We start from the raw sequence: 24,172 nt of genomic DNA, 5'->3' as shown, positions 1-24,172 counted from the left end.
AGGCTGAACCGCATGCCCACGCTGATCCTCGTCCGGCACGGACGCTCCACGGCCAACACCGCCGGCCTGCTCGCCGGGTGGACCCCCGGCGTGGCCCTCGACGAGCGCGGCTCCGCACAGGCCGCCGCACTGCCCGCACGGCTCTCCGCGCTGCCCATATCCGCAGTGGTCACCAGCCCCCTGCAACGCTGCCGCGAGACCGTCGCGCCGCTGCTCGCCGCCCGCCCCGGGCTGCCGGAGCACACGGAGGACCGCATCGGAGAGTGCGACTACGGGGACTGGTCGGGCCGCAAGCTCGCCGAGCTCGCCGACGAACCGCTGATGGAGGTCGTCCAGCGGCACCCGTCCGCCGCCGCGTTCCCCGGCGGCGAGTCCATGCGCGCCATGCAGACGCGGGCCGCGGAGGCGGTACGCGAGTGGAACGCGCGCGTGGAGCACGAACACGGCGAGGACGCCGTCTACGTGATGTGCTCCCACGGCGACATCATCAAGTCCCTCGTCGCGGAGGCCCTCGGGCTCCACCTCGACCTGTTCCAGCGCATCTCCGTGGAGCCCTGCTCCGTCACCGCCATCCGCTACACGCGGCTGCGCCCCTTCCTCGTACGCCTCGGGGACACCGGCGACTTCGCCTCGCTCGCGCCCCGCGAGGAGCCGCCGGGTGACGACGCCACCGTGGGAGGCGGTGCTGGCGCACCGTGATCGTCCCCCGCAGTAGGGTGAACCGGGCTGGAACAGCCCTCCGTACTTTGCAGCCGATCAATGGAGACAGGACGTGTCCCGTCAGGTGTTCCTCTACGACCCCCCGGAGCGATTCGTCGCGGGAACGGTAGGGCTGCCCGGACGGCGTACCTTCTTCCTCCAGGCCTCCGCCGGCGTCAGGGTGACCAGCGTCGCCCTGGAGAAGACCCAGGTGGCCGCGCTCGCCGAGCGCATGGAGGAGCTCCTCGACGAGGTCGTACGCCGTAGCGGGGGCAACGCCCCGGTGCCGGCCGTCGCACCGTCCGAGGTCTCCGACAGCGCGCCGCTCGACTCCCCCGTGGAGGAGGAGTTCCGCGTCGGCACGATGGCGCTCGCCTGGGACGGCGAGGAGGAGCGGATGGTCGTCGAGGCGCAGGCCCTCGTCGAGCTGGACGCCGATACCGAGGACGACCTCGCCGAAGCCGAAGAAAGGCTTCTTCAGGACGAGGAGAACGGCCCGCCGATGCTCCGCGTCCGGCTCACCGGCGCGCAGGCCCGCGCCTTCACCAAGCGCGCCCTCGACGTCGTCAACGCAGGCCGCCCGCCGTGCCCGCTGTGCAGCCTCCCGCTCGACCCGGAAGGACACGTATGCCCGCGCCAGAACGGATACCGGCGGGGAGCGTGACCGTCGCCGACCCCGTCGCGCTCCTCACCCGCGGGGAGCTGACCGTGCGCGGCCGCATCCGCGAGGCCTCCAACGCGGTGCTCTACTGCACCGTCGCGTACGAAGGGCAGGAGGCCGCCTGCGTCTACAAGCCGGTCGCAGGCGAGCGCCCGCTGTGGGACTTCCCCGACGGCACGCTCGCCCAGCGCGAGGTCGCCGCCTACGAGGTGTCGCTCGCCACCGGCTGGGACCTCGTACCGCCGACCGTGCTGCGGGACGGACCGCACGGCGAAGGCATGTGCCAGCTGTGGATCGAGGCCTCCGGCGACGCGGAACTCCTCGCCCTGGTCGACGGGGACGAACCGGGAGAGGGCTGGAAGGCGGTCGGCCTCGCGCAGGTCGACGAGGAGCGGACGGCGCTCCTCGTGCACGCCGATGACGTACGGCTGCGGCGGCTCGCCGTCCTCGACGCGGTGATCAACAACAGCGACCGCAAGGGCGGCCACCTGCTGCCGGCCGACGGCCGCCTCTACGGCATCGACCACGGTGTCACCTTCCACGCCGAGAACAAGCTGCGGACGCTGCTGTGGGGCTGGGCGGGGGAGCCCCTGACCGACGAGGCCCTGGAGGCCCTCCAGGGCCTCCAGGACGGCCTCGCGGACGAGGCGGGGCTGGCAGGGCGGCTGGCCGGGCTGATCACCGCCACGGAGACCGAGGCGCTGCGCGCACGGGTGGCGGCACTCCTGAAATCGGGGCGCCACCCCGAGCCGAGCGGCGAGTGGCCTGCTATTCCCTGGCCGCCGGTGTGATCCCCCACTCTTATCCGCCGTGATCCCCCACTCGTATACGGACGCTCCGTCCGGTTAGGCTCAGGGCATGCATGCCTGGCCCGCTTCTGAGGTCCCCGCCCTTCCTGGCAAGGGCCGCGACCTCCGGATCCACGACACCGCGACCGGTGGACTCGTCACCCTCGACCCCGGTCCCGTCGCCCGTATCTACGTCTGCGGAATCACCCCGTACGACGCGACCCACATGGGTCACGCGGCGACCTACAACGCGTTCGACCTCGTGCAACGCGTGTGGCTCGACACCAAGCGGCAGGTTCACTACGTCCAGAACGTGACCGACGTGGACGACCCGCTCCTGGAACGCGCCAACCGCGACGGCAAGGACTGGGTCGAGCTCGCCGAAGGCGAGACCGCGCTGTTCCGCGAGGACATGACCGCGCTGCGCCTCCTGCCGCCGCAGCACTACATCGGCGCCGTCGAGGCCATACCCGGCATCGTGCCGCTCGTCGAACGCCTCCGCGACATGGGCGCCGCCTACGAACTCGAGGGCGACGTCTACTTCTCCGTCGAGTCCGACACCCACTTCGGGGAGGTGTCCGGGCTCGACACCGCCGCGATGAAGCTCCTCTCCGCGGAGCGCGGCGGCGACCCGGAGCGCGTCGGCAAGAAGAACCCCCTCGACCCGATGCTGTGGATGGCGGCCCGCGACGGCGAGCCGAGCTGGGACGGCGGCAGCCTCGGCCGCGGGCGCCCCGGCTGGCACATCGAGTGCGTCGCCATCGCCCTCGACCACCTCGGCATGGGCTTCGACGTGCAGGGCGGCGGATCCGACCTCGCGTTCCCGCACCACGAGATGGGTGCGTCGCACGCGCAGGCCCTGACCGGCGAGTACCCCTTCGCGAAGGCGTACGTCCACGCGGGCATGGTCGCTCTGGACGGCGCGAAGATGTCCAAGTCCAAGGGCAACCTCGTCTTCGTCTCGAAGCTGCGGCGCGACGGGGTCGACCCCGCCGCGATCCGGCTCGCCCTCCTCGCGCACCACTACCGCGCGGACTGGGAGTGGACCGACGCGGTTCTGGCGGAGGCGGTGGAGCGGCTCGGACGCTGGCGTGCGGCCGTGTCCCGTCCCGACGGGCCGTCCGCCGACGCGCTCGTCGAGGAGATCCGCGAGGCGCTCGCGAACGACCTGGACGCGCCGACCGCGCTGGCCGCGGTCGACCGCTGGGCCGCTCGGCAGGGTACCGAGGGCGGGGCGGACGAGGGGGCTCCCGGGGTGGTCTCGCGGGCCGTCGACGCGTTGCTCGGCGTGGCCTTGTAGCGGCATCCCTCTGCTGAGGCCGAATCGCCCCGCGGGCTCGTCCTCAAGCGCCGGACGGGCTGGAACCTCTTCCGCCCGTCCGGTTTTTGCGTGCGGGCTCCAGGCTCCGGGGCTCGGGGATGCTAGTCCACGAGCCCCGCATGGTGCGCTCCGGCCCCCTCCCGCGGCGGAAATCCACGAGTAGGTCAGCAAAGTCCATGGCCCCGGGGCCGGTTGTCGCGCTAGACCTCCGCCATGAGATCTTCCACGCGCTTCGGACCGGTGGTCGCGGTCGCCCTGCTGGGGCTCCTCGCGGCGTTCGCGGGGCCCGGTGGCGGCTCCGCGCAAGCCGCCGGTGAGCCTGCCGCTACCACCGTCGGCGACGTCACCGGGTTTGACGCCGACGGCCCCGTCTATCAGCTGACCGCGGGTGACGCCGAGGCCCGCGTCAGCTTCGTGTCGGCCGAGACCTTCCGGCTCGAACTCGCCCCGGACGGGAAGTTCACCGACCCCACGGCGGACGACATCGTCCTGCCGCAGGGCAAGCCGCCCCGCACCAAGTGGGACGACAAGGGCGACCGATACGAGCTGAGCACCCCCAAAGTGACGCTGCGGGCCTACAAGTCACCGCTGCGGTTCGCCCTGTACCGGAGTGACGGCAGCCGGGTCTGGGCCGAGTCCAAGGGCCTTTCCTGGACCAAGGACGGCACCACGCAGAGCCTCGCACGCGGTGCCGACGAGCAGTTCTACGGCGCCGGAATGCAGAACGGGCGCGGCAACACCTCGCACCGCGGCAAGAGGGTCGAGGTGAGCGTCGACTACAACTGGGACGACGGGGGGCACCCCAACTCCGTGCCCTTCTACCTGTCCTCCCAGGGGTACGGCGTCTTCCGTAACACGTACGCGCCCAACACCTACGACTTCGCCGAGCCCGTGACCGCCACGGCCAAGGAACAGCGGTTCGACGCCTACTACTTCGCCGGGCGCGGCAGCGATGCCGCCAAGGACGTCATCGGGCAGTACACGAAGCTCACCGGGAAGCCCTTCCTGCCGCCGGTCTACGGCATGGAGATCGGCGACGCCGACTGCTACCTCCACAACGCCAACCGCGGCGAGCGGCACACCCTGGACTCCCTGAAGGTCGCCGACGGATACGTCGAGAACGACATGCCCAACGGCTGGATGCTCGTCAACGACGGCTACGGCTGCGGCTACGAGAACCTCGCCGAGACCTCCAAGGGCCTCGCCGAGCGCAAGATGAAGACGGGCCTGTGGACCGAGGACGGCCTCGACAAGATCGCCGAACAGGTCAAGGCAGGCCAGCGCGTCGCCAAACTCGACGTCGCCTGGGTCGGCGACGGCTACAAGAAGGCGCTCGACGGCTGCAAGGACGCCCACAAGGGGATCGAGGACAACAGCGACGCCCGCGGCTTCACCTGGGCCCCGGAGAGCTGGTCCGGCGCGCAGCGCTGCGGCGTGCAGTGGTCCGGCGACCAGAGCGGCAGCTGGGAGTACATCCGCTGGCAGATCCCGACGTACGCCGGGTCCACCATGTCCGGGCTCGCCTACACGACGGGTGACGTCGACGGCATCTTCGGCGGCAGCCCCAAGACGTACGTACGCGACCTCCAGTGGAAGATGTTCCTGCCGGTCACGATGACCATGGACGGCTGGGCCGCCAGCGACAAGCAGCCCTTCCGCCAGGGCGAGCCCCACACCTCCATCAACCGCAAGTACCTGAAGCTGCACGAGTCGCTGCTGCCCTATCTCTACTCGTACGCCCATGAGGCCACCCGGACCGGGGTCGGCGCCGTGCGGCCGCTCGCCTTGGAGTACCCCCATGACCCCAAGGCCGCGACCGACGCCGCCAAGTACGAGTTCCTGACCGGCGAGGATTTCCTCGTCGCGCCCGTCTACAAGGACACCACCACCCGCGACGGCATCTACCTCCCCAAGGGCACCTGGACCGACTACTGGAGCGGGCGCACCTACCAAGGTCCGACCACGATCGACGGCTACAGCGCGCCCCTCGACACGCTTCCCCTCTTCGTGCGAGGTGGTGCGACCGTGCCCATGTGGCCGGGCGGCATCCGCTCCTACCAGGACCGCACCGCGGACTCCCCACTCGCCTGGGACATCTACCCGCAGGGCAACTCCTCCTTCGACCTGTACGAGGACGACGGCGTGACCCGGCAGCACCGCGACGGCGAATACGCCACCCAGCGCGCCGACGTCCGCGCGCCGCACTCCGGAGCGGGCGACGTGCGGGTGCGGATCGGCGCCAGCAAGGGCGCCTACAAGGGGAAGCCCAGCAGCCGCCCGTACTCCTTCACCCTGCACACCGGCGACGCGCCCAGTCGTGTGGAGCTGGGCGGCCGCACACTGCCGCGGCTGACCTCGCAGAACGCGTACGACCGTGCACGCTCGGGATGGTTCTACGATCGTGACGACCGCGGAGGCGTCGTCAAGGTGAAGACGGCCGCCCTGCGCACCGACCGCGCCTTCGAGCTGCGGCTCGACGACACGAGCGCCGTCGGCGGTGCCGTGCCCGGCGCACCGGCCACCGTCGGTGTCCCCGCGGGCCAGGAGCTCGGCGCGGGCACGCGCGGCAAGGTCGCCGTCGACATCACCGCGGGCACGAAGGACGCCACCGGCGTCGAAGCCACCCTCGACGTACCGGCAGGCTGGAGCGCGGGCATCGCGAAGGCCGACCGGATCCCCGCCGGCACCACACGCCGCGTCGAGGTGGCCCTCACCCCCGCCAAGGACGCGGCCATCGGCGAACAGCCGCTCACCGCGACCGTCCGCCACCGCTCGGCAGGCCAGGACCGCACCGCCGTCCAACGGTTCGCACTCGGCGTGATGCCCGAGGCACCCACCGAGGACACCTGGGCGAGCGACATGAAGTGGCTCAAGTCCACCAACGGATACGGGCCCGCCGAACGCGACCGCAGCAACGGCGAGTCGGGCGCCGACGACGGCCACCCGCTGACCCTGGCCGGAAAGACGTACGAGAAAGGAATCGGCACGCACGCCGACTCCGTCATCGAGGTCTATGCGGGCGGCCGCTGCGGCAAATTCACCGCGGACGTCGGCATCGACGACGAGATCAACGGCTACGGAGAGGCCGCTTTCTCCGTCGAGGCCGACGGCAAGGTGCTGTGGACCTCGCCCGAGGTGACGGGCGCGTCGGCGACCGTCCCGGTCGACGTCGACGTACGGGGCGCCCGGCACATCGAGCTGAAGGTGTCCGACACCAACGGCTCCAAGAGCGGGGACCACGCGGACTGGGCGGCGGCCCGGTTCAGCTGCGCCTGAGCAGTACGTCGACCTCCGGACACGGAGCGGCGCCGGGCGGGACTCTCCGCCCGGCGCCGCCGTGTGGTCACGCTGGGAGCGTGCCGATCGCGCGGGTCACTTGGTGATGACGATGGCCAGCAGGTAGCCCGGGTTGTTGGTGTCGTAGTAGCCGATCACCTGATGCCCGTAGGCGAAGGCCTCTTGAACCTCGTCGTGGGTGTGCGGGTTGGGGTCGACGAAGGCCCGCCAGGCGTTGTCGACGTGCAGATAGAGGATGTACGCCTGGCCGGGCAGCGGCTCGACGACGTCCCAGAACGCCGTCGCGACGTTGGACGCGAGGGCCTGCGTGGAGATCTCGGGCGCGTGCGCCTGCGGGATCTGCTGCTCCTGCTCCCGCCCGAACTGCTGGAGCAGGTTCTGGAACGGCTGCTGCTGACCGAGCTGCTGGAGCTGCTGGCGCAGATGCGGCGGGACCTGCTGCATGCCCTGTTGCCCCTGCATGCCCTGCTGGCCCTGCATGCCCTGCTGGCCGTACTGCTGCTGGCTCTGCTGCGGCGGGGCGGTGCTGGGGCTCTGCTGCTGGCCGTACTGTTGCTGGCCGTGCTGTTGCGGCCCGTACTGCTGCTGGCCGTACTGCTGGGGGCCGTACTGCTGTTGCGGTCCGTACTGCCGTCCTTGTTGCTGACCCAGTTGACTCATCTGCGGGGTGGTGCTCATGCGTGTGCCACCTTCCCTCACTGATCGGTTGATTCAGCCGGTGACGACGAGGCCGACGACCTCGTCGTCCGAGAACCAGACACGTACGTCCGGTCGCCCCCCGGCGAAGGCGGCGTGCACCGCCTGCCGCGTCTCGGGGGACGGATTGTCGAGGTTGCGCCACTCCCCGGCCACGAACAGCCGGAGCCGCGGCGAGAGTTCCGGCGGATACGGGAGCAGCTCGTCCCAGTACCGCTCGGCCTGACCCGAACCCACCGCGGACGGCAGCAGGTTCGTCACCGCCGCCTTGAGGTCGGGGCGGTTGCCTATGCGCTGCGAAGCGGGCCTGCCCGGCGCGTCCTGCTGCGGGGAGCCCGTCGCGCGCAGCGTCGCGCGGGCCCGGTCCGGCGTCATCGGCTGCTGGCCCGCTGCCTTCAGCATGCCCTGCAACGAGGCGAGGGCGCCCACGACGATCGGTGACGCGGAGGACGTGCCGGAGAACGTGTCCGTGTACCAGGCGATTTCGTCGGCGCCGCCCTGCAGATCGCCGGGCCGGTCCCAGAAGCCGCCGGTCGTGGTCGTCTCACGGCCCCAGCCCTGCGCGTCCACGCGTGCCCCGTAGTTGGAGAACGCGAGCCGCGAACGGTCGGGGCCGTGATCGCGGCCGTGGGTGCCGGGCGGGGGAGCGCCCGCGCCGACCAGGACCGCGCCGGAGGAACGGTTGCCGGGGTTGAACGGGTTGCGCCACCAGGACGGGAAGCCGTCCGGCCTGCGCTCGTACACCGCGTCGTCCAGGGACTCCGCGCCGTTGCCCGCCGCGCCCACGACGAGCACGCCTTTCGCGGTGGCGTAGCGCACGGCGGCGTAGTCGTCGGGCCACCACTCGATGGCGATGTAGCCCTTCTGGTCGTCGCGCGTACCGAAGTCGAACTTCGGCCCGGGGCGGTGCAGTTCGAGCAGGATGATGTCGCCGCGGTTCAGCCGCTCCGCCGCCGCGTGGATCGTCGCGGCCGTGCCGAGGGGCTGGAAGGACGCGGTCGCCGTCACGGCCTCCGGCACGATGCCGGTGATGCCGAGGGAGTTCCGGTCGCCGCCGATGACGCCGATCACCGCCGTGCCGTGGTTGCGCCAGGCCAGGTCCTGGATGGGCGTGCCGACGACCACGCCCGCGAGCTTCGCGGCGAGGTCCTCGTGACGCAGCTGCCAGGCGCCCTCGACGTCGACGACGGTGACACCCTCGCCGGAGCCGCCGACGCGCTGCCAGGCCCAGCGTGCGTCGATTCCCTCGGGCGCCGGCTTCAAGTACCCCTGACGGCTGGTGAAGTCGGGTGTGGCGGGCATGCCCTCCTTGCGCCGCCGGGTCGCCTCGTCCAGGTCGTGCGGCTGCGTCGGCGAGGGGTCGATGGAGGCCGGTACGGCACCGGGCTTCACGTACGCCGTGTCGATGCCCGGCAGCGCCGCCATCCGCGCGCGCAGTTCGTCGGGCCGGTCGTCGCCGCCGCGGACGCGGTAGAAGAGGGCCAGGTCGGGCACGTCCTCCTCGCCCGCCGACGAGGGCGCGGCGGCCCGCAGTCGGTCCTCGTTGCCGAACAGCGGCTCCAGAGTGAGCTGTTCGTCGGAGAGGAACATGTTCAGGGCCGATACGTCTGAGCCGGAGGCCGAGCGGACGTCCCGCTCCCCGGCGCGCAGCCGGGCCTCGGGCCGGGCGACGACGATCAGCTCTTCTTGGGCTTCTCGGTAGGTGAATCCCATTCCGTCGGGGCCCGGACCGCCGGCTCCTGGGTCTCGCGCCGGGTCTGCCTGCTCGGTCATCGCTTCACCGCTCCCTTCCGTCCTTCGGGTGCCGTGCTGTGCGCTACGCCAGGTTTCCGGGGCACACCCTGCTACGGCCGGGCCGCGCCGTCCACCCCCCTTTCGAGCAACAGTGTTTGAAGAGAAGTTGAAAAGGGAACCCCGTGCAATTCGGCCACGAGCAGCACAATGGGGCGGCACCCGTACAGGTGCCGCCCCATCGAGACGTGGAGGTCAGTCGTCCGAGGAATCCGGAGGGCCCGAGTCGCCGCCCTCGCCCTCGCCTTCCTCCGCGCCCTGCCCCGGCCGCTGCGTCGGCTTCGGCTTCGGCGGCCGTGTGCGGTCGCTCGGCGAATCCCGCAGGTACGCCGCTCCGCCCTCCCCGCCGTCGCGCCGCCGCAGGTACCGCTCGAACTCGCGGGCGATGGCCTCGCCGGACGCCTCGGGGAGCTCCGCGGTGTCCCGCGCCTCCTCCAGCGACTGGACGTACTCCGCGACCTCGCTGTCCTCGGCGGCCAGCTGGTCCACGCCCACCTGCCAGGCGCGCGCGTCCTCGGCCAGCTCGCCCAGCGGGATCCGCAGGCCGATCAGGTCCTCGAGGCGGTTGAGGAGCGCCAGCGTGGCCTTGGGGTTGGGCGGCTGCGACACGTAGTGCGGGACGGCGGCCCACAGGCTGACGGCCGGTACGCCCGCGTGCGTGCACGCCTCCTGGAGGATGCCGACGATGCCCGTCGGACCCTCGTACTTGGTCTCTTCCAGGTCCATGGTGCGCGCCAGGTCCGGGTCGGACGTCACGCCGCTGACCGGGACGGGCCGCGTGTGCGGGGTGTCACCGAGCAGTGCGCCCATGATCACGACCAGTTCGACGCCCAGCTCGTGCGCGAAGCCCAGGATCTCGTTGCAGAACGACCGCCAGCGCATGGACGGCTCGATGCCCCGGACCAGGACGAGGTCACGGGGCTTGTCGCCGCCGACGCGGACCACCGAGAGCCTGGTCGTCGGCCACGTGATCTTCCGCACCCCGCCGTCGAGCCAGACGGTGGGGCGGTTGACCTGGAAGTCGTAGTAGTCCTCGGCGTCCAGCGCCGCGAACACTTCGCCCTTCCACTCCTTGTCGAGATGCGCGACCGCGGCGGAGGCGGCGTCACCGGCGTCGTTCCAGCCCTCGAACGCGGCCACCATGACCGGGTCGACCAGCTCGGGTACCCCCTCGAGCTCGATCACCCAGGCCTCCTTCCGACGTTCCCTTGCGTACGCCCCAACCTTACGGCGTCGGGAGGGTCCGTCCGCAGCCCCCTTGCGTGGGGGAATGCGTGATCACTGCCCACGCTCGGGCCCGGGAAACAGCGCCTTCACGCACAGGTGCGAGGTGGTCTCACAGCGTCGTGCGCAGCCACTGTTCCACGCTCGCGATGTGCACGGTCGCCCATGAGCGTGCCGCCTCCGCGTCGCGGGCCCGCAGCGCGGTGAGGATCGCCCGGTGCTCGTGGAGGGTGCGGCTGACGGCGTCCTCCTGGGTCAGGCCGCGCCAGACACGGGCCCGGGTGGTGGGTCCGGAGAGGCCGTCGAGGAGGGAGCACAGGACGGAGTTGCCGGACGTCTGGACGATGCGACGGTGGAACTCCAGGTCGGCGACGACCAGCTCCTCCACCGACGGCGCGCTGCCCAGCGCGTCCAACTGCTCGGTCAGCGCGTCCAGTTCGACGTCGGAGATGTGCGCGCACGCCATCGCCGTGGCCGCCGGTTCCAGGATCCGGCGGACCGCGAGGAACTCCAGGACCGTGTCGTCACGGTGGAAGTCGACGACGAAACTCAGGGCCTCCAGGAGGAGCTGGGGGTCCAGGCTGGTGACGTACGTGCCGTCGCCCTGGCGCACGTCGAGGATGCGTATCAGGGCGAGGGCGCGTACGGCCTCGCGCAGCGAGTTGCGCGAAAGGCCCAGCTCGGCGGCGAGTTCGCTCTCCTTGGGCAGCCGGTCACCCGGGCGCAGCGCGCCCGAGACGATCATGTCCTTGATCTTCTCGATGGCCTCGTCGGTGACAGCCATGGGGACCTCGCCTAATAGACGTCCGATGTATCAGGCGATTATGGACCGGGGTGAGGCCGCACCGCACGGGAGCAGGGGGATCTCCGCGGATCAGCCGCCTGTTGCCGTCGCCGTCGCCGTCAGCCGAAGCGTTCGATGCGGATCCGGTCCACCGGCTGACCGCCCGCCACCAGCAGCTGCGAGGCGTGCTCGGCGAACCCGTTGGAGCCGCAGATGTACGCCTCCCAGCCGCCCTCGGGCCGCCCCTCCTCGCCGAGGAACGGTGCCAGATGGGACGCGTTGAGACGGCCCTCGGAGCGGGTGAGGACGACGGTGGTCTCGTCCGCGTACTCGTCCGCGTAGATCAGGTCCGCGGGCGTGCGCGCCGACACGACGAGCCGCACCGGCACGTCGAGCCCGGCCAGCCGCTGGTGCCGGACCATCGACATCAGGGGCACCACCCCCGACCCGGCCCCGAGCAGCAGTGCGGGACGGTCGCCCGGCCAGGCGAAGAAGCCGGACAGCGGCCCGCGCACCTCGACCGTGTCACCGACGTGCGCCACGGTGTGCAGATGCCCCGACACCTCGCCGCCCGGCACGTGGTCGAGGGTCAGCTCGATCTCGCCGCTGCCGTCGGGCGCGGAGGCGATCGAATAGTGCCGCTGGGCGACGTAGCCGTCCTCGGCGGTGAGCCGCAGCATCAGGTGCTGCCCCGGCAGGTGCCCCTGCCAGTCGGGCACCTTCAGGCGGAACGTCGAGACGAGCGGCGTCTCGCGGCGGATCTCCACGACGGTCGCGCGCTGCCACACCGCCGCGGAACGGTTGCTCACCTCGATGCGGCCGGGCACGGCGAACGCCGTCGGCGGCACGAAACGCTCCTCGGATCCGGAATGCGTGGGGTCAGTCACCGGCGTAACGCTCCTCGGCCCACGGGTTGCCGCGGTGGTGGTATCCGTTCTGCTCCCAGAAGCCCGGCTGGTCGCGGTCGCGGAGCCGCAGCCCCGCCACCCACTTGGTGCTCTTCCAGAAGTACAGGTGGGGGACGATCAGCCGGGCCGGGCCGCCGTGCTCGGCGGGCAGCGGCCCGTCGCCGTACTCCCAGACGATCCACGCCTTGCCCTCCGTCACGTCGGACAGCGGAAGGTTCGTGGTGTAGCCGGTGTGCGAGTACGCGACGACGTGCGTCGCCGTGGGGAGCGGGCGGGCCGCGGCCAGGAACGTGTCCAGGCTCACCCCGCCGAACCGCACCCCGAACTTGGACCAGCTCGTCACGCAGTGGATGTCGCCCCGGTACTCGGAGGCGGGCAGTGCGTGGGCCTCGTCCCAGGTCCAGGTGTGCGGCGCCGCGACGAGACCGTCGACGCGGAACGTCCAGTCCGCGGCGGCGAGCCGCGGGGTGACCTCGGCGGACAGGACGGGCCAGCCGTCGCCCGCGTCGTACTGGCCCGGGGGCAGCCGCGGGTCGCGGTCGGCGGCGCGGGCGCGGCCGGTGAAGCCGCGGGTGGGTTCGAACGTCATGCGGTGGATGCCACTTCGGGGGTCGGTGTCACTTCGCTTGCGGTCGCCGCGTCCTGGAGGGACCGCAGGACGGCCTGCTCGTCGAGGGTGAGCAGGGTCCGGTCGCGCATCAGGACACGGCCGTCCACCACAGTGTCCCGGACGTCGGCGGCGGACGCGGCATACGCCAGCGTGGACCACGGGTCGTGCCGGGGCGCGAGGTGCGGCCGGTCCAGGTCGAGGACGATCAGGTCGGCCTGCTTGCCCGCCTCCAGGGAACCGAGGCGGTCGCCGAGCCCGAGCGCACGCGCCGACTCGATCGTCGCCATCCGGACGGCCTGCTCGGCGCCGACCGCCGTGGGGTCGCCGCCCGCCTTGTGCACCAGCGCGGCGATCTTCACCGCGCCCAGCAGGTCGAGCGTGTTGGACGACACCGCGCCGTCCGTGCCGAGACCCACCGTGACGCCCGCGTCGAGGAGGTCGGGCACGCGCGCGATGCCGCAGCCCAGCTTGAGGTTGGACACCGGACAGTGCGCCACACCCGTGCCGGTGCGGGCCAGCGTCGCGATCTCGGCGTCCGTGAGGTCCACGGCGTGCGCGAGCAGCGTGTCGGGGCCGAGCACACCGAGCGAGTCGAGCAGCTCCACGGGGCGCATGCCGTGGAGCTCGACGACGTTCGCCACCTCCGCCGCGTTCTCCGCGGCGTGGATGTGCAGCAGCGCACCGTGCTCGCGGGCGAGCGCCGTGATCTCGGTGAGCTGCGCGGGGTTCAGCGTGTACGCGGAGTGCGCGCAGACGACGGGACGGGTGCCCGGCACGGGAACGTACGCCTTCAGGTGCGCGGTCGCCCAGCCGAGCCGCTCCTCGTAGGGCCTGCCGTCCGGCGGGCCCGGCACGTCCATGAACGTCGGCCCGGTCAGCAGCCGCCACCCGGCGTCGCGGGCCGCTTCCCCGGCCGCCTCGTGGAACCAGTACATGTCGAGCGCGGTCGTGACCCCGCCCCGTACGGACTCCGCGACGGCCGCCCGCATCGCGGTGGCCACCGTGTCCGGCGAGAGGATCGCGGCCTCACGCGGCACGACCCGGGCCAGGAAACCCTGCAACGTGACGTCGTCGGCGATCCCGCGCATCAGGTTCATCGCGAGGTGCGTGTGCGTGTTGATCAGGCCCGGCAGGACGAGGCAGCCGCGCGCGTCGATCTCCTCGGCCGCCTCGTACGCGGCGCGCAGCCGCTCCGCGGGCCCCACCTCGACGACGCGGCCGCCGCGAACGGCGACCGCCCCGTCCGTCACGACGGTGCCCGCCGCGTCGACGGTCAGCACGTCGCCGCCGTGCACCAGCAGGTCTATGGAGCCGCCGCGGTCCTGGGCCGGCAGGTCAGTGGGGTGCATCGTTCCGTTCTCCCTGGTCGCCTCGGTTCTGGCTGATCGCTACGGTCGTTCAGCGCTCGGTGGAGGCCAGCAGGCGCAGCGCGTCCAAGGTTATCCGGGCGCCCCGGTCGACCCCGGCGGCGACCACCTCGCGGTGCGGGTCGTACCCGCCCGTGACGTCCTTGTCGACGAGCTCGTCGGCGTTCGCGCCGTCCACGACCAGGGCGCCGCCCGCGGTCAGACCGTGCGTCGAGGCGAAGACGTACAGCGCCGAGAGCTCCATCTCGATGGCCGCGATCCCGGCGGCCACGTACGCCTCACCGGGCAGCGGCAGGAAACCCGGCTGGAACGCGGCCCTCGTCCACACCACCCCGCGGTGGTACGGGGCACCGGCGGCCCGCGCCGCGCGTTGCAGGGCGAGCACCGCCTCCGGCGCCGAGAACGCCGGGTACTCGGCGGGGATCAGCTGCTGCGTCACCCCGTCGTCGCGCACCGCCGCGTCCGCGATGACGAGGTCGCCGTCGCGGATGCCGGGCCGGATCGCGCCCGCCGTACCGAGCCGCAGGAACGTCGTGACGCCCGCCTCCGCCAGCTCCTGGAAGAGCAGGAGCGCGCCGGGCGCGCCCACACCGTGCGAGGCGACGACGACGGGCGTGCCCTGCCAGGTGCCGACGAAGGTGCGGTACTCACGGTGGTACGACACCTCCTTCGCGTCGGCCAGGAGATCGGCGACGGCGGCCGCACGGCCCGGGTCGCCGACGACGACCGCGTGCGCGGGCAGGCCGGTGCGGGGGACACGGGTGATGGGCAGCGCGTCGATGGACGACGTCATGGGGGAGGGCTCCTACCGGGGACATGGATGGCTCGCCGCAGCCGGCGCCATCGGCACGAGTAAGGGGCGGTCGCCATGGCGACCGCCCCTTACTCAACCCTCAAGAAGCGCGACTCTCAAGAAACCCGGGATCAGGCCTTCTTGGCCAGCAGGTCCTCGACCTTGCCGCGCACCTCGTCCGTGGCCAGGCCGCGGATCGTCAGCGTCGTACGGCGGCGCAGCACGTCGTCCGCGGTCTCGGCCCACTCGTTGTCGCGGGCGTAGACGACCTGGGCCCAGATCTCCGGGGCGTCCGGGTGGACGCGCTCGGCGAGCTCCGGGTTCTCGTTCGCCAGCCGGGCGATGTCGAAGGAGAGCGAGCCGTAGTGCGTCGCCAGGTGCTTGGCGGTGTCCGCGGCCATGCGCGGGCCGGGCGCCGGGCCGTCCACCAGGAGGCGGTGGGCGACGGCGCGCGGGTTCGCGATGCCGGGCAGCGGCAGCTTCTTCGGCAGCGAGGAGACCGGCTCGTAGTCGTCGCCCAGCGGGTGGCCCGGCAGCGCCTCCAGCTTCTTCATGATCGTCCGGCCGATGTGGCGGAACGTCGTCCACTTGCCGCCGGCCACCGACAGCATGCCGCCCGCGCCCTCGGTGACGACCGTCTCGCGCTTGGCCTTCGAGGTGTCGCCGGGTCCGCCGGGCAGCACCCGCAGACCCGCGAAGGAGTACGTGATCAGGTCCCGCGACAGCTGCTGGTCGCGGATGGAGAACGCGGCCTCGTCCAGGATCTGCGCGGTGTCGGACTCGGTGACGCGCACGTCCGCCGGGTCGCCCTCGAACTCCTCGTCCGTGGTGCCGAGCAGCAGCATGTCCTCCCAGGGCAGAGCGAACGTGATGCGGTACTTGTCGATCGGGGTCGCCAGCGCGGCCTTCCAGGGAGCGGTGCGCTTGAGGACCAGGTGCGCGCCCTTGGAGAGGCGGATGGAGGGCGCCGCGGCGGGGTTCTCCATCTTGCGCAGGTGGTCGACCCAGGGACCGGTCGCGTTCAGGACCAGCCGGGCGTTGACGCCGAACTCGTCGCCGGACGTGCGGTCCTTGAGCTCCGCGCCCGTGACCCGGCCCTGCGTGAAGCGCAGCCCGGTGACCTCGGCGTGGTTGAGGACGGCGGCACCCGCCTCGACGGCCGCGCGGACCGTCATCAGGGCCATGCGGGCGTCGTTCATCTGGTCGTCGCCGTAGACCGCGACGGCCTTCAGATTGTCGGTGCGCAGCTCCGGCACGTCCTGCGCGGCCTTCGACGGCGACAGGAGGTGGCCGACGCCGTCACCGAACGCGGAGAGCGCGCTGTACGCGAACACGCCCGCGCCGAGCTTGGCGGCGCCGTGCGGGCCGCCCTTGTACACCGGCAGGTAGAACGTGAGCGGGTTCGCCAGGTGGGGGGCCACCTGACGGGACACCGCGCGACGCTCGAAGTGGTTCTCCGCGACCAGCTTCACCGCGCCGGTCTGCAGGTAGCGCAGACCGCCGTGGAGCAGCTTGGAGGAGGCGGAGGAGGTGGCGCCGGCGAAGTCACCGGCGTCCACCAGGGCCACCCGCAGTCCCGACTGCGCGGCATGCCAGGCGGTGGAGATGCCCAGGATTCCGCCGCCGATCACCAGGAGGTCGTACGTCGCCTTGGAAAGCTGCTCCCGGGTCTCGGCGCGGCTCTGGTGGGAACCGGCGGCCGGATGCGTCCCGAGGGCAGGGACGCTCTGCAGGGTGGTCATGTGTCTTACTCCTCGCCACTCTCGTCGAGCCAACCCATGGACCGCTCGACGGCCTTGAGCCAGCTCTTGTACTCACGGTCGCGGGTGCCCGCGTCCATGTGGGGGGTCCACTCCGCGGCCCGCCGCCAGTTGGCGCGCAGCTCGTCGGTCGAGGACCAGAAGCCGACGGCGAGACCGGCGGCGTAGGCGGCACCGAGGCAGGTCGTCTCGGCGACCATCGGGCGCACCACGGGTGCGTCGAGGAAGTCCGAGATGGTCTGCATCAGCAGGTTGTTGGAGGTCATGCCGCCGTCGACCTTGAGGGCCGCGAGCTCGACGCCGGAGTCCTTCGTCATGGCGTCGGTGATCTCGCGGGTCTGCCAGGCCGTGGCCTCCAGGACGGCGCGCGCGATGTGCGCCTTGGTGACGTACCGGGTCAGCCCTGCGATCACACCGCGGGCGTCGGAGCGCCAGTACGGGGCGAACAGGCCGGAGAAGGCCGGTACGAAGTAGGCGCCGCCGTTGTCCTCGACCGACGACGCGAGCGTCTCGATCTCGGCGGCGGAGTTGATCAGGCCCATCTGGTCACGCATCCACTGCACCAGCGAACCGGTGACGGCGATGGAGCCCTCCAGGGCGTAGACCGGCTTCTGGTCGCCGATCTGGTAGCCGACCGTGGTCAGCAGGCCCGAGTAGGAGTTGATGGCCTTGTCACCGGTGTTCAGGAGCATGAACGTGCCGGTGCCGTACGTGGACTTGGCCTCGCCCTCGTCGAAGCAGGTCTGGCCGAACAGGGCCGCCTGCTGGTCGCCGAGCGCGGAGGCGACGGGGATGCCGCCGAGCAGGTCGCCGAGCTGTCCGCCGGTGACCTCGCCGTACACCTCGGCGGAGGAGCGGATCTCGGGGAGCATCGCCGTGGGCACGCCGATGGACTCGCAGATCTTGTCGTCCCACTGCATCTTGTGCAGGTTCATCAGCATGGTGCGCGAGGCGTTGGTGACGTCGGTGACGTGCTTGCCGCCGTCGACGCCGCCGGTCAGGTTCCAGATGACCCAGGAGTCCATGGTGCCGAAGAGGATGTCGCCGGCCTCGGCGCGCTCGCGCAGGCCCTCGACGTTGTCCAGCAGCCAGCGGGCCTTCGGGCCCGCGAAGTAGGAGGCCAGCGGCAGGCCGGTCTCGCGGCGGAAGCGGTCCTGGCCGACGTTGCGCCCGAGCTCCTTGCAGAGCGCGTCGGTGCGGGTGTCCTGCCAGACGATGGCGTTGTGCACCGGCTCGCCGGTGTTCTTGTCCCACAGCAGCGTGGTCTCACGCTGGTTGGTGATGCCGATCGCCTTGATGTCGTCGCGGGTGATGCCGGCCTTGGAGACGGCCTTGGAGACGACTTCCTGGACGTTGGTCCAGATCTCGGCGGCGTCGTGCTCGACCCATCCCGGCTTCGGGAAGATCTGCTCGTGCTCCTTCTGGTCGACGGAGACGATCCGTCCGTCCTTGTCGAAGACGATGCAGCGGCTCGAGGTCGTGCCCTGGTCGATGGCCGCGATGAAGGGGCCTGCGGTGTGTGCGTCGGTCACGGTGTGCTCCAGGATTTCTTTGCTGTCGGTCTCAAGCGTCTGTGGCGGTCATCGGTCGCTGTCGCGGTTCTACTTGAACGCGACGTTGTAGAGACCGCCTGCGATGGCGCCGCCGATCAGCGGACCGACGACCGGAACCCACGCGTACGACCAGTCCGAGCTGCCCTTGTTCGGCAGCGGGAGCACGGAGTGGATGATGCGCGGACCGAGGTCACGGACGGGGTTGATCGCGTAGCCCGTGGGGCCACCGAGCGAGAGGCCGATGCTGACCACGACGAGCGCCGTGATGAGCGCGCCGAGGGTGCCGAGGCCGTTGCCGCCGTCGTTGAGGCCCTGCGTGAGGATGGCGAGGACCAGGACGACCGTGGCGATGATCTCCGTGAGCACGTTCTGGACGTAGTTGCGGATCTCGGGGCCGGTCGAGAAGACACCGAGCACCGGGCCCGCCGCGGGGGCGGCCTTCTGGTCGACCATGCCCTCCTCGACGGGCTGCGCCGCGAGGATCTCGGGGTCGGTCAGGTGGGCCTTGAACTGGCCCATGTACGTGACCCACACCAGCACGGCGCCGATCATCGCGCCCAGCAGCTGCGAGCCCAGGTAGAGCGGTACGTCGCTCCACTTGGTGCCGCCCTCGACGGCGAGCCCGAGCGTGACCGCCGGGTTCAGGTGGGCGCCGGAGACGCCGCCCGCGAGGTAGGCACCGGTCAGTACGGCGAAGCCCCACCCGAAGGTGACCGCGAGCCAGCCGGCGTCCTTGGCCTTTGAGCGCTTGAGCGTGACGGCGGCACACACGCCACCGCCGAGCAGGATGAGCACGGCGGTACCGATGGTCTCGCCGATGAAGATGTCGGAGCTGGACACCCGCGACTCCTTTGTCCTTCGTCCAGGGGAAGGCGAACCCCGGGTCCCTCCGGTGGTCCGCGACCTCAGGTGAGGTCGTTGCCGGCCCTTGGCCTTGTCCCACTCTAGCGCGTAATGCCGGTAGGTGTTCGACAATGCCGACCGATGGACGCGAGTCTCGCCCCGGGGTTACTCGCTCGTCAAGAGTTCTGTTATTGAAAACACGATCGTTATTGATCGTTTCGACCTATCGGTTCGGGCCCGCCTGTCCGAGACCCGGCAGGGCCCGGTCGCCAGGGGCCCGGAGACGTCCAGAGATCGTTGCGCGAACACGTGCCACCCGCGCGTCGAACCACCGGACAGCCGCCGAATCGCCCCGCGGCCCGCCCGGCTCGGAGCCGCCCCGGCGCCTGCGGCTTCAGAACCGCCCGGCGCTTGCGGCTTCAGAACCGCCCGGCGCCCAGGTCCCGGGACACCGCACGCGCGCAGTCCCGCACCGCGGCGATCAGCTCGGGCCGCAGCTCCCCGTCCTTGCACACGCGCTCCACGGCGCCCGTGACACCGACCGCGCCGACCGGCATCCGCCGCCGGTCGTGAATGGGCGCGGCAACGGAGGCGATGCCCTCCCAGGTCTCCTCGACGTCCGACGCGTACCCGCGCGCGCGAGTCAGATCCAGAACGCCCTCGAACCCCTCGGGGTCGGCCACCGTGTGCACGGTGAACGTCTTCCGCTCGACCTCGACGGCCTCGTTGTGCGCCACCGGGTCGTACGCCGACAGGACCTTGCCCAGCGCCGTGGAATGCAGCGGCTGCATGGCCCCCACCTCCAGGACCTGACGGCTGTCGTCGGGCCGGAAGACGTGGTGGACGATGAGCACGCCCTGCTGGTGCAGGACACCGAGGTGCACGCTCTCGCCGCTGGACCGGGCCAGATCGTCGGTCCACACCAGGGCGCGCGCCCGCAGCTCGTGCACGTCCAGATAGCTGTTGCCCAGGCGCAGCAGCTCCGCGCCCAGCTGATAGCGGCCCGACGCGGAGTCCTGCTCCACGAAGCCCTCCGCCTGAAGGGTGCGCAGGATGCCGTGCGCCGTACCCTTGGCGAGATCGAGGGCGGAGGCGATCTCCGAGAGGCCGAGCCGTCGCTCGCCGCCCGCGAGCAGCCGCAGCATCGCCGCGGCCCTTTCGAGCGACTGGATGTTGCGTGCCATCGCAGCCCCGACCTCCGTCCCCTAGCACCAACTCGACGTTCGACAATGCTGAACACTATCGGTCGTTGTCGACCTCTCGCTAATGCGCGGACGGCCTGTCCCGCACCCACACCCCCACCGGGGATCCGATCCGGCCAAGCCCGTCCGGCGCGTCCGTCCCGTGGACTACTTCACAACGGGACCATGGTCCCGGCTACCCTGACCGAGTGCGCCCTCCAACCAGAGGACGCAAAGCCGACAGCCGTCGCACTCCAGGGAGCTCTTTCATGGCCTCGTCGCCAACCCCGTCGTCGCAGCCCACGCCTGTTTCGTCCGAGAGCAGGACCCGAGCCGACGCCCTCCGCGAGGCCCTGGCCACCCGCGTGGTGGTGGCCGACGGCGCGATGGGCACCATGCTCCAGGCACAGGACCCCACCCTTGAGGACTTCCAGCAGCTCGAGGGCTGCAACGAGATCCTCAACGTCACCCGCCCCGACATCGTGCGCTCGGTGCACGAGGAGTATTTCGCGGTCGGCGTGGACTGTGTGGAGACCAACACTTTCGGCGCGAACTATGCGGCGCTGACCGAGTACGACATCGCGGACCGCAACTTCGAGCTCTCCGAGGCGGGCGTCCGCATCGCCCGCGAGGTCGCCGACGAGTTCACCGCCGCCACCGGACAGCAGCGCTGGGTCCTGGGCTCGATGGGCCCCGGCACCAAACTGCCGACGCTCGGCCACGCCCCGTACACCGTGCTGCGCGACGCCTACCAGACCAACGCCGAAGGCATGATCGCGGGCGGTGCCGACGCCCTCCTGGTGGAGACCACCCAGGACCTGCTGCAGACCAAGGCCTCGATCCTCGGCGCCCGCCGCGCCCTGGACGCCACCGGCGCGAACCTCCCGCTGATCTGCTCGGTCACCGTCGAGACGACCGGCACCATGCTCCTCGGCTCGGAGATCGGCGCCGCGCTCACCGCCCTGGAACCGCTGGGCATCGACATGATCGGCCTGAACTGCGCCACAGGACCGGCCGAGATGAGCGAGCACCTGCGCTACCTGGCCCGCCACTCCCGCATCCCGCTCTCCTGCATGCCCAACGCGGGCCTCCCGGTCCTCGGCAAGGACGGCGCCCACTACCCCCTGTCGGCGTCCGAGCTGGCCGACGCGCAGGAGAACTTCGTGCGCGACTACGGGCTCTCGCTGGTCGGTGGCTGCTGCGGTACGACTCCGGAGCACCTGCGCCAGGTCGTGGAGCGCGTCCGCGGCATCGAGACGCCGGCGCGCGACCCGCGCCCCGAGCCGGGCGCCGCGTCGCTCTACCAGACGGTGCCGTTCCGGCAGGACACCGCGTACATGGCGATCGGCGAGCGGACGAACGCCAACGGTTCGAAGAAGTTCCGCGAGGCGATGCTCGAGGGCCGCTGGGACGACTGCGTGGAGATGGCCCGCGACCAGATCCGCGAGGGCGCCCACATGCTCGACCTGTGCGTCGACTACGTGGGCCGCGACGGCGTGGCCGACATGGCCGAGCTCGCCGGACGCTTCGCGACCGCCTCCACCCTGCCGATCGTCCTCGACTCCACCGAACTGCCCGTCCTCCAGGCGGGCTTGGAGAAGCTGGGCGGCCGCGCCGTCATCAACTCCGTCAACTACGAGGACGGCGACGGCCCCGAGTCGCGCTTCGTGAAGGTCACCGCGCTCGCCAAGGAGCACGGGGCGGCGCTGATCGCCCTGACCATCGACGAGGAGGGCCAGGCCCGCACCGTCGAGCACAAGGTCGCCATCGCCGAGCGCCTGATCGAGGATCTGACCGGCAACTGGGGCATCCACGAGTCGGACATCCTCATCGACACCCTGACCTTCACCATCTGCACAGGCCAGGAAGAGTCCCGCAAGGACGGCATCGCCACCATCGAGGCGATCCGCGAGCTGAAGAAGCGCCACCCCGACGTGCAGACCACGCTCGGCCTGTCCAACATCTCCTTCGGCCTCAACCCGGCCGCCCGCGTCCTGCTCAACTCCGTCTTCCTCGACGAGTGCGTCAAGGCAGGACTGGACTCGGCGATCGTGCACGCCTCGAAGATCCTGCCGATCGCCCGCTTCGACGACGAGCAGGTCACCACCGCCCTCGACCTCATCCACGACCGCCGCGCCGAGGGCTACGACCCGCTGCAAAAGCTCATGGAGCTCTTCGAGGGCGTCTCCACCAAGTCGATGAAGGCGGGCAAGGCCGAGGAACTCCTCGCCCTGCCCCTGGACGAGCGCCTGCAGCGGCGCATCATCGACGGCGAGAAGAACGGCCTGGAGGCCGACCTCGACGAGGCGCTCCAGGACACGCCCGCCCTGGACATCGTCAACAACACCCTCCTGGAGGGCATGAAGGTCGTCGGTGAGCTGTTCGGCTCCGGACAGATGCAGCTGCCGTTCGTGCTGCAGTCCGCCGAGGTCATGAAGACCGCGGTCGCCCACCTCGAACCGCACATGGAGAAGACCGACGACGAGGGCAAGGGCACCATCGTGCTGGCCACGGTCCGCGGCGACGTGCACGACATCGGCAAGAACCTCGTCGACATCATCCTGTCCAACAACGGCTACAACGTCGTCAACCTCGGCATCAAGCAGCCCGTCGCCGCCATCCTGGACGCGGCCGCCGAGCACAGGGCCGACGTGATCGGCATGTCCGGTCTGCTGGTCAAATCCACGGTGATCATGAAGGAGAACCTGGAGGAGCTCAACCAGCGCAAGATGGCCGCCGACTTCCCCGTCATCCTCGGCGGGGCGGCCCTCACCCGGGCCTACGTCGAGCAGGACCTGCACGAGATCTACGAGGGCGAGGTGCGCTACGCACGCGACGCGTTCGAGGGCCTGCGCCTGATGGACGCGCTCATCGCGGTCAAGCGCGGCGTGCCCGGGGCGACCCTGCCGGAGCTGAAGCAGCGCCGTGTGCCCAAGCGCGAGGCGCCGGTGGCCGTCGAGGAGGCCGAGGGCCCCTCCCGCTCGGATGTGGCCGTCGACAACCCGCTGCCCACGCCCCCGTTCTGGGGCACCCGCGTCATCAAGGGCATCCAGCTCAAGGAGTACGCGTCCTGGCTCGATGAGGGCGCCCTCTTCAAGGGCCAGTGGGGCCTGAAGCAGGCCCGCACCGGGGACGGACCCACGTACGAGGAGCTCGTCGAGAGCGAGGGCCGCCCGCGCCTGCGCGGTCTCCTGGACGAATTGCAGACCAAGAACCTCCTGGAAGCGGCCGTCGTCTACGGCTACTTCCCGTGCGTCTCCAAGGGCGACGACCTGATCATCCTCAACGACGACGGTTCGGAGCGCACCCGCTTCTCCTTCCCGCGTCAGCGCCGCGGGCGACGCCTGTGCCTGGCCGACTTCTTCCGCCCCGAGGAATCCGGCGAGACCGATGTCGTGGGGCTGCAGGTCGTCACCGTCGGCTCGAAGATCGGCGAGGCCACCGCGAAACTGTTCGCCGCCGACTCCTACCGCGACTACCTCGAACTGCACGGCCTGTCCGTCCAGCTCGCCGAGGCCCTCGCCGAGTACTGGCACGCCCGGGTACGCGCCGAACTCGGATTCGGGGGAGAGGACCCCGCCGACGTGGAGGACATGTTCGCGCTCAAGTACCGCGGCGCACGCTTCTCCCTCGGCTACGGCGCCTGCCCCGACCTGGAGGACCGCGCCAAGATCGCCGATCTCCTGCAGCCCGAGCGGATCGGCGTACAGCTCTCCGAGGAATTCCAGCTCCACCCCGAGCAGTCCACCGACGCGATCGTCATCCACCACCCCGAGGCGAAATATTTCAACGCGCGCTGATCCGGCGCAGTCGTACACTGGTCGGTCCAGTGCAGGCCGGTTGCCTTCCCGCAAGAAGGAGGCAACCGGCCTTCTCGTCCCTTACGGAAGGTGTGG

The 24,172-nt window shown here is 70.9% G+C and carries 18 protein-coding genes; 6 read left to right on the top strand and 12 right to left on the bottom strand.

Annotated elements, in window-relative coordinates; translation table 11 throughout:
* The first annotated feature begins 12 nt into the window (after nt 1-12).
* The 5 genes from NOO62_RS08380 to NOO62_RS08360 all read left to right on the top strand — a co-directional run bounded on the left by NOO62_RS08380 (nt 13) and on the right by NOO62_RS08360 (nt 6,745).
* Nucleotides 13-699, top strand: a complete 687-nt coding sequence (locus NOO62_RS08380) for a histidine phosphatase family protein (protein WP_268770268.1) — start codon at nt 13-15, stop codon at nt 697-699.
* Between the two features lie 73 nt (nt 700-772).
* Entirely contained in the window at nt 773-1,363 is a 591-nt protein-coding gene (locus NOO62_RS08375; RefSeq protein WP_268770267.1) for a DUF3090 domain-containing protein, read from the top strand.
* The gene (locus NOO62_RS08370) at nt 1,327-2,151 is read left to right on the top strand and encodes an SCO1664 family protein (RefSeq protein ID WP_268770266.1); all 825 of its coding nucleotides are present in this window, start codon (nt 1,327-1,329) and stop codon (nt 2,149-2,151) included. The genes NOO62_RS08375 and NOO62_RS08370 overlap by 37 nt, the downstream gene beginning before the upstream one ends.
* Nucleotides 2,152-2,218: 67 nt before the next feature.
* On the top strand, nt 2,219-3,448 hold the full coding sequence (mshC, locus tag NOO62_RS08365; RefSeq protein ID WP_268770265.1) for a cysteine--1-D-myo-inosityl 2-amino-2-deoxy-alpha-D-glucopyranoside ligase: 1,230 nt from the start codon (nt 2,219-2,221) through the stop codon (nt 3,446-3,448).
* A gap of 234 nt (nt 3,449-3,682) precedes the next feature.
* On the top strand, nt 3,683-6,745 hold the full coding sequence (locus NOO62_RS08360) for an NPCBM/NEW2 domain-containing protein (protein ID WP_268770264.1): 3,063 nt from the start codon (nt 3,683-3,685) through the stop codon (nt 6,743-6,745).
* A 96-nt stretch (nt 6,746-6,841) separates the two neighbouring features.
* Here NOO62_RS08360 and NOO62_RS08355 read toward each other — a convergent pair whose 3' ends face one another.
* From NOO62_RS08355 to NOO62_RS08300, 12 genes are all read right to left on the bottom strand, one after another.
* Nucleotides 6,842-7,444, bottom strand: coding sequence for a hypothetical protein (locus tag NOO62_RS08355; protein ID WP_268770263.1), 603 nt, complete (start codon nt 7,442-7,444; stop codon nt 6,842-6,844).
* Nucleotides 7,445-7,477: 33 nt separating this feature from the next.
* Complete coding sequence (locus tag NOO62_RS08350) at nt 7,478-9,235, bottom strand: S8 family peptidase (RefSeq protein WP_268770262.1); 1,758 nt, start codon at nt 9,233-9,235, stop codon at nt 7,478-7,480.
* A gap of 213 nt (nt 9,236-9,448) precedes the next feature.
* The gene (locus NOO62_RS08345; RefSeq protein ID WP_268770260.1) at nt 9,449-10,438 is read right to left on the bottom strand and encodes a PAC2 family protein; all 990 of its coding nucleotides are present in this window, start codon (nt 10,436-10,438) and stop codon (nt 9,449-9,451) included.
* A 151-nt stretch (nt 10,439-10,589) separates the two neighbouring features.
* Complete coding sequence (locus NOO62_RS08340) at nt 10,590-11,261, bottom strand: FadR/GntR family transcriptional regulator (RefSeq protein ID WP_268770259.1); 672 nt, start codon at nt 11,259-11,261, stop codon at nt 10,590-10,592.
* A 119-nt stretch (nt 11,262-11,380) separates the two neighbouring features.
* Nucleotides 11,381-12,148 (bottom strand): ferredoxin reductase, encoded by a 768-nt coding sequence (locus tag NOO62_RS08335; RefSeq protein WP_268770258.1) that lies wholly within the window; start codon nt 12,146-12,148, stop codon nt 11,381-11,383.
* The gene (locus tag NOO62_RS08330; protein ID WP_268770257.1) at nt 12,141-12,758 is read right to left on the bottom strand and encodes a sulfite oxidase-like oxidoreductase; all 618 of its coding nucleotides are present in this window, start codon (nt 12,756-12,758) and stop codon (nt 12,141-12,143) included. The genes NOO62_RS08335 and NOO62_RS08330 overlap by 8 nt, the downstream gene beginning before the upstream one ends.
* Nucleotides 12,755-14,128, bottom strand: coding sequence for an amidohydrolase (locus NOO62_RS08325; protein ID WP_268770256.1), 1,374 nt, complete (start codon nt 14,126-14,128; stop codon nt 12,755-12,757). Before NOO62_RS08325 ends, NOO62_RS08330 begins: the two co-directional genes overlap by 4 nt.
* Before the next feature lie 49 nt (nt 14,129-14,177).
* Complete coding sequence (locus NOO62_RS08320) at nt 14,178-14,939, bottom strand: purine-nucleoside phosphorylase (RefSeq protein ID WP_268770255.1); 762 nt, start codon at nt 14,937-14,939, stop codon at nt 14,178-14,180.
* Between the two features lie 131 nt (nt 14,940-15,070).
* Nucleotides 15,071-16,681, bottom strand: coding sequence for a glycerol-3-phosphate dehydrogenase/oxidase (locus NOO62_RS08315; RefSeq protein ID WP_268770254.1), 1,611 nt, complete (start codon nt 16,679-16,681; stop codon nt 15,071-15,073).
* A gap of 5 nt (nt 16,682-16,686) precedes the next feature.
* Nucleotides 16,687-18,231: a glycerol kinase GlpK gene (glpK, locus tag NOO62_RS08310; protein WP_268770253.1), complete on the bottom strand. Its 1,545-nt coding sequence runs from the start codon at nt 18,229-18,231 to the stop codon at nt 16,687-16,689.
* Between the two features lie 69 nt (nt 18,232-18,300).
* The gene (locus NOO62_RS08305) at nt 18,301-19,092 is read right to left on the bottom strand and encodes an MIP/aquaporin family protein (protein ID WP_268770252.1); all 792 of its coding nucleotides are present in this window, start codon (nt 19,090-19,092) and stop codon (nt 18,301-18,303) included.
* Nucleotides 19,093-19,514: 422 nt separating this feature from the next.
* Complete coding sequence (locus tag NOO62_RS08300; protein WP_150183100.1) at nt 19,515-20,279, bottom strand: IclR family transcriptional regulator; 765 nt, start codon at nt 20,277-20,279, stop codon at nt 19,515-19,517.
* Nucleotides 20,280-20,545: 266 nt separating this feature from the next.
* Here NOO62_RS08300 and metH point away from each other — a divergent pair, with 266 nt between their 5' ends.
* A complete protein-coding gene (gene metH, locus NOO62_RS08295; RefSeq protein ID WP_268770251.1) occupies nt 20,546-24,076 on the top strand; it encodes a methionine synthase in 3,531 nt (1,176 codons plus the stop codon).
* Nucleotides 24,077-24,172: the final 96 nt, after the last annotated feature.

This window comes from Streptomyces sp. Je 1-369 (genome assembly GCF_026810505.1).
In the GTDB taxonomy this organism is placed as follows: domain Bacteria; phylum Actinomycetota; class Actinomycetes; order Streptomycetales; family Streptomycetaceae; genus Streptomyces.
Note: the sequence above shows the minus strand (reverse complement) of the source record. Positions and strands in the feature narration are given on the sequence as shown.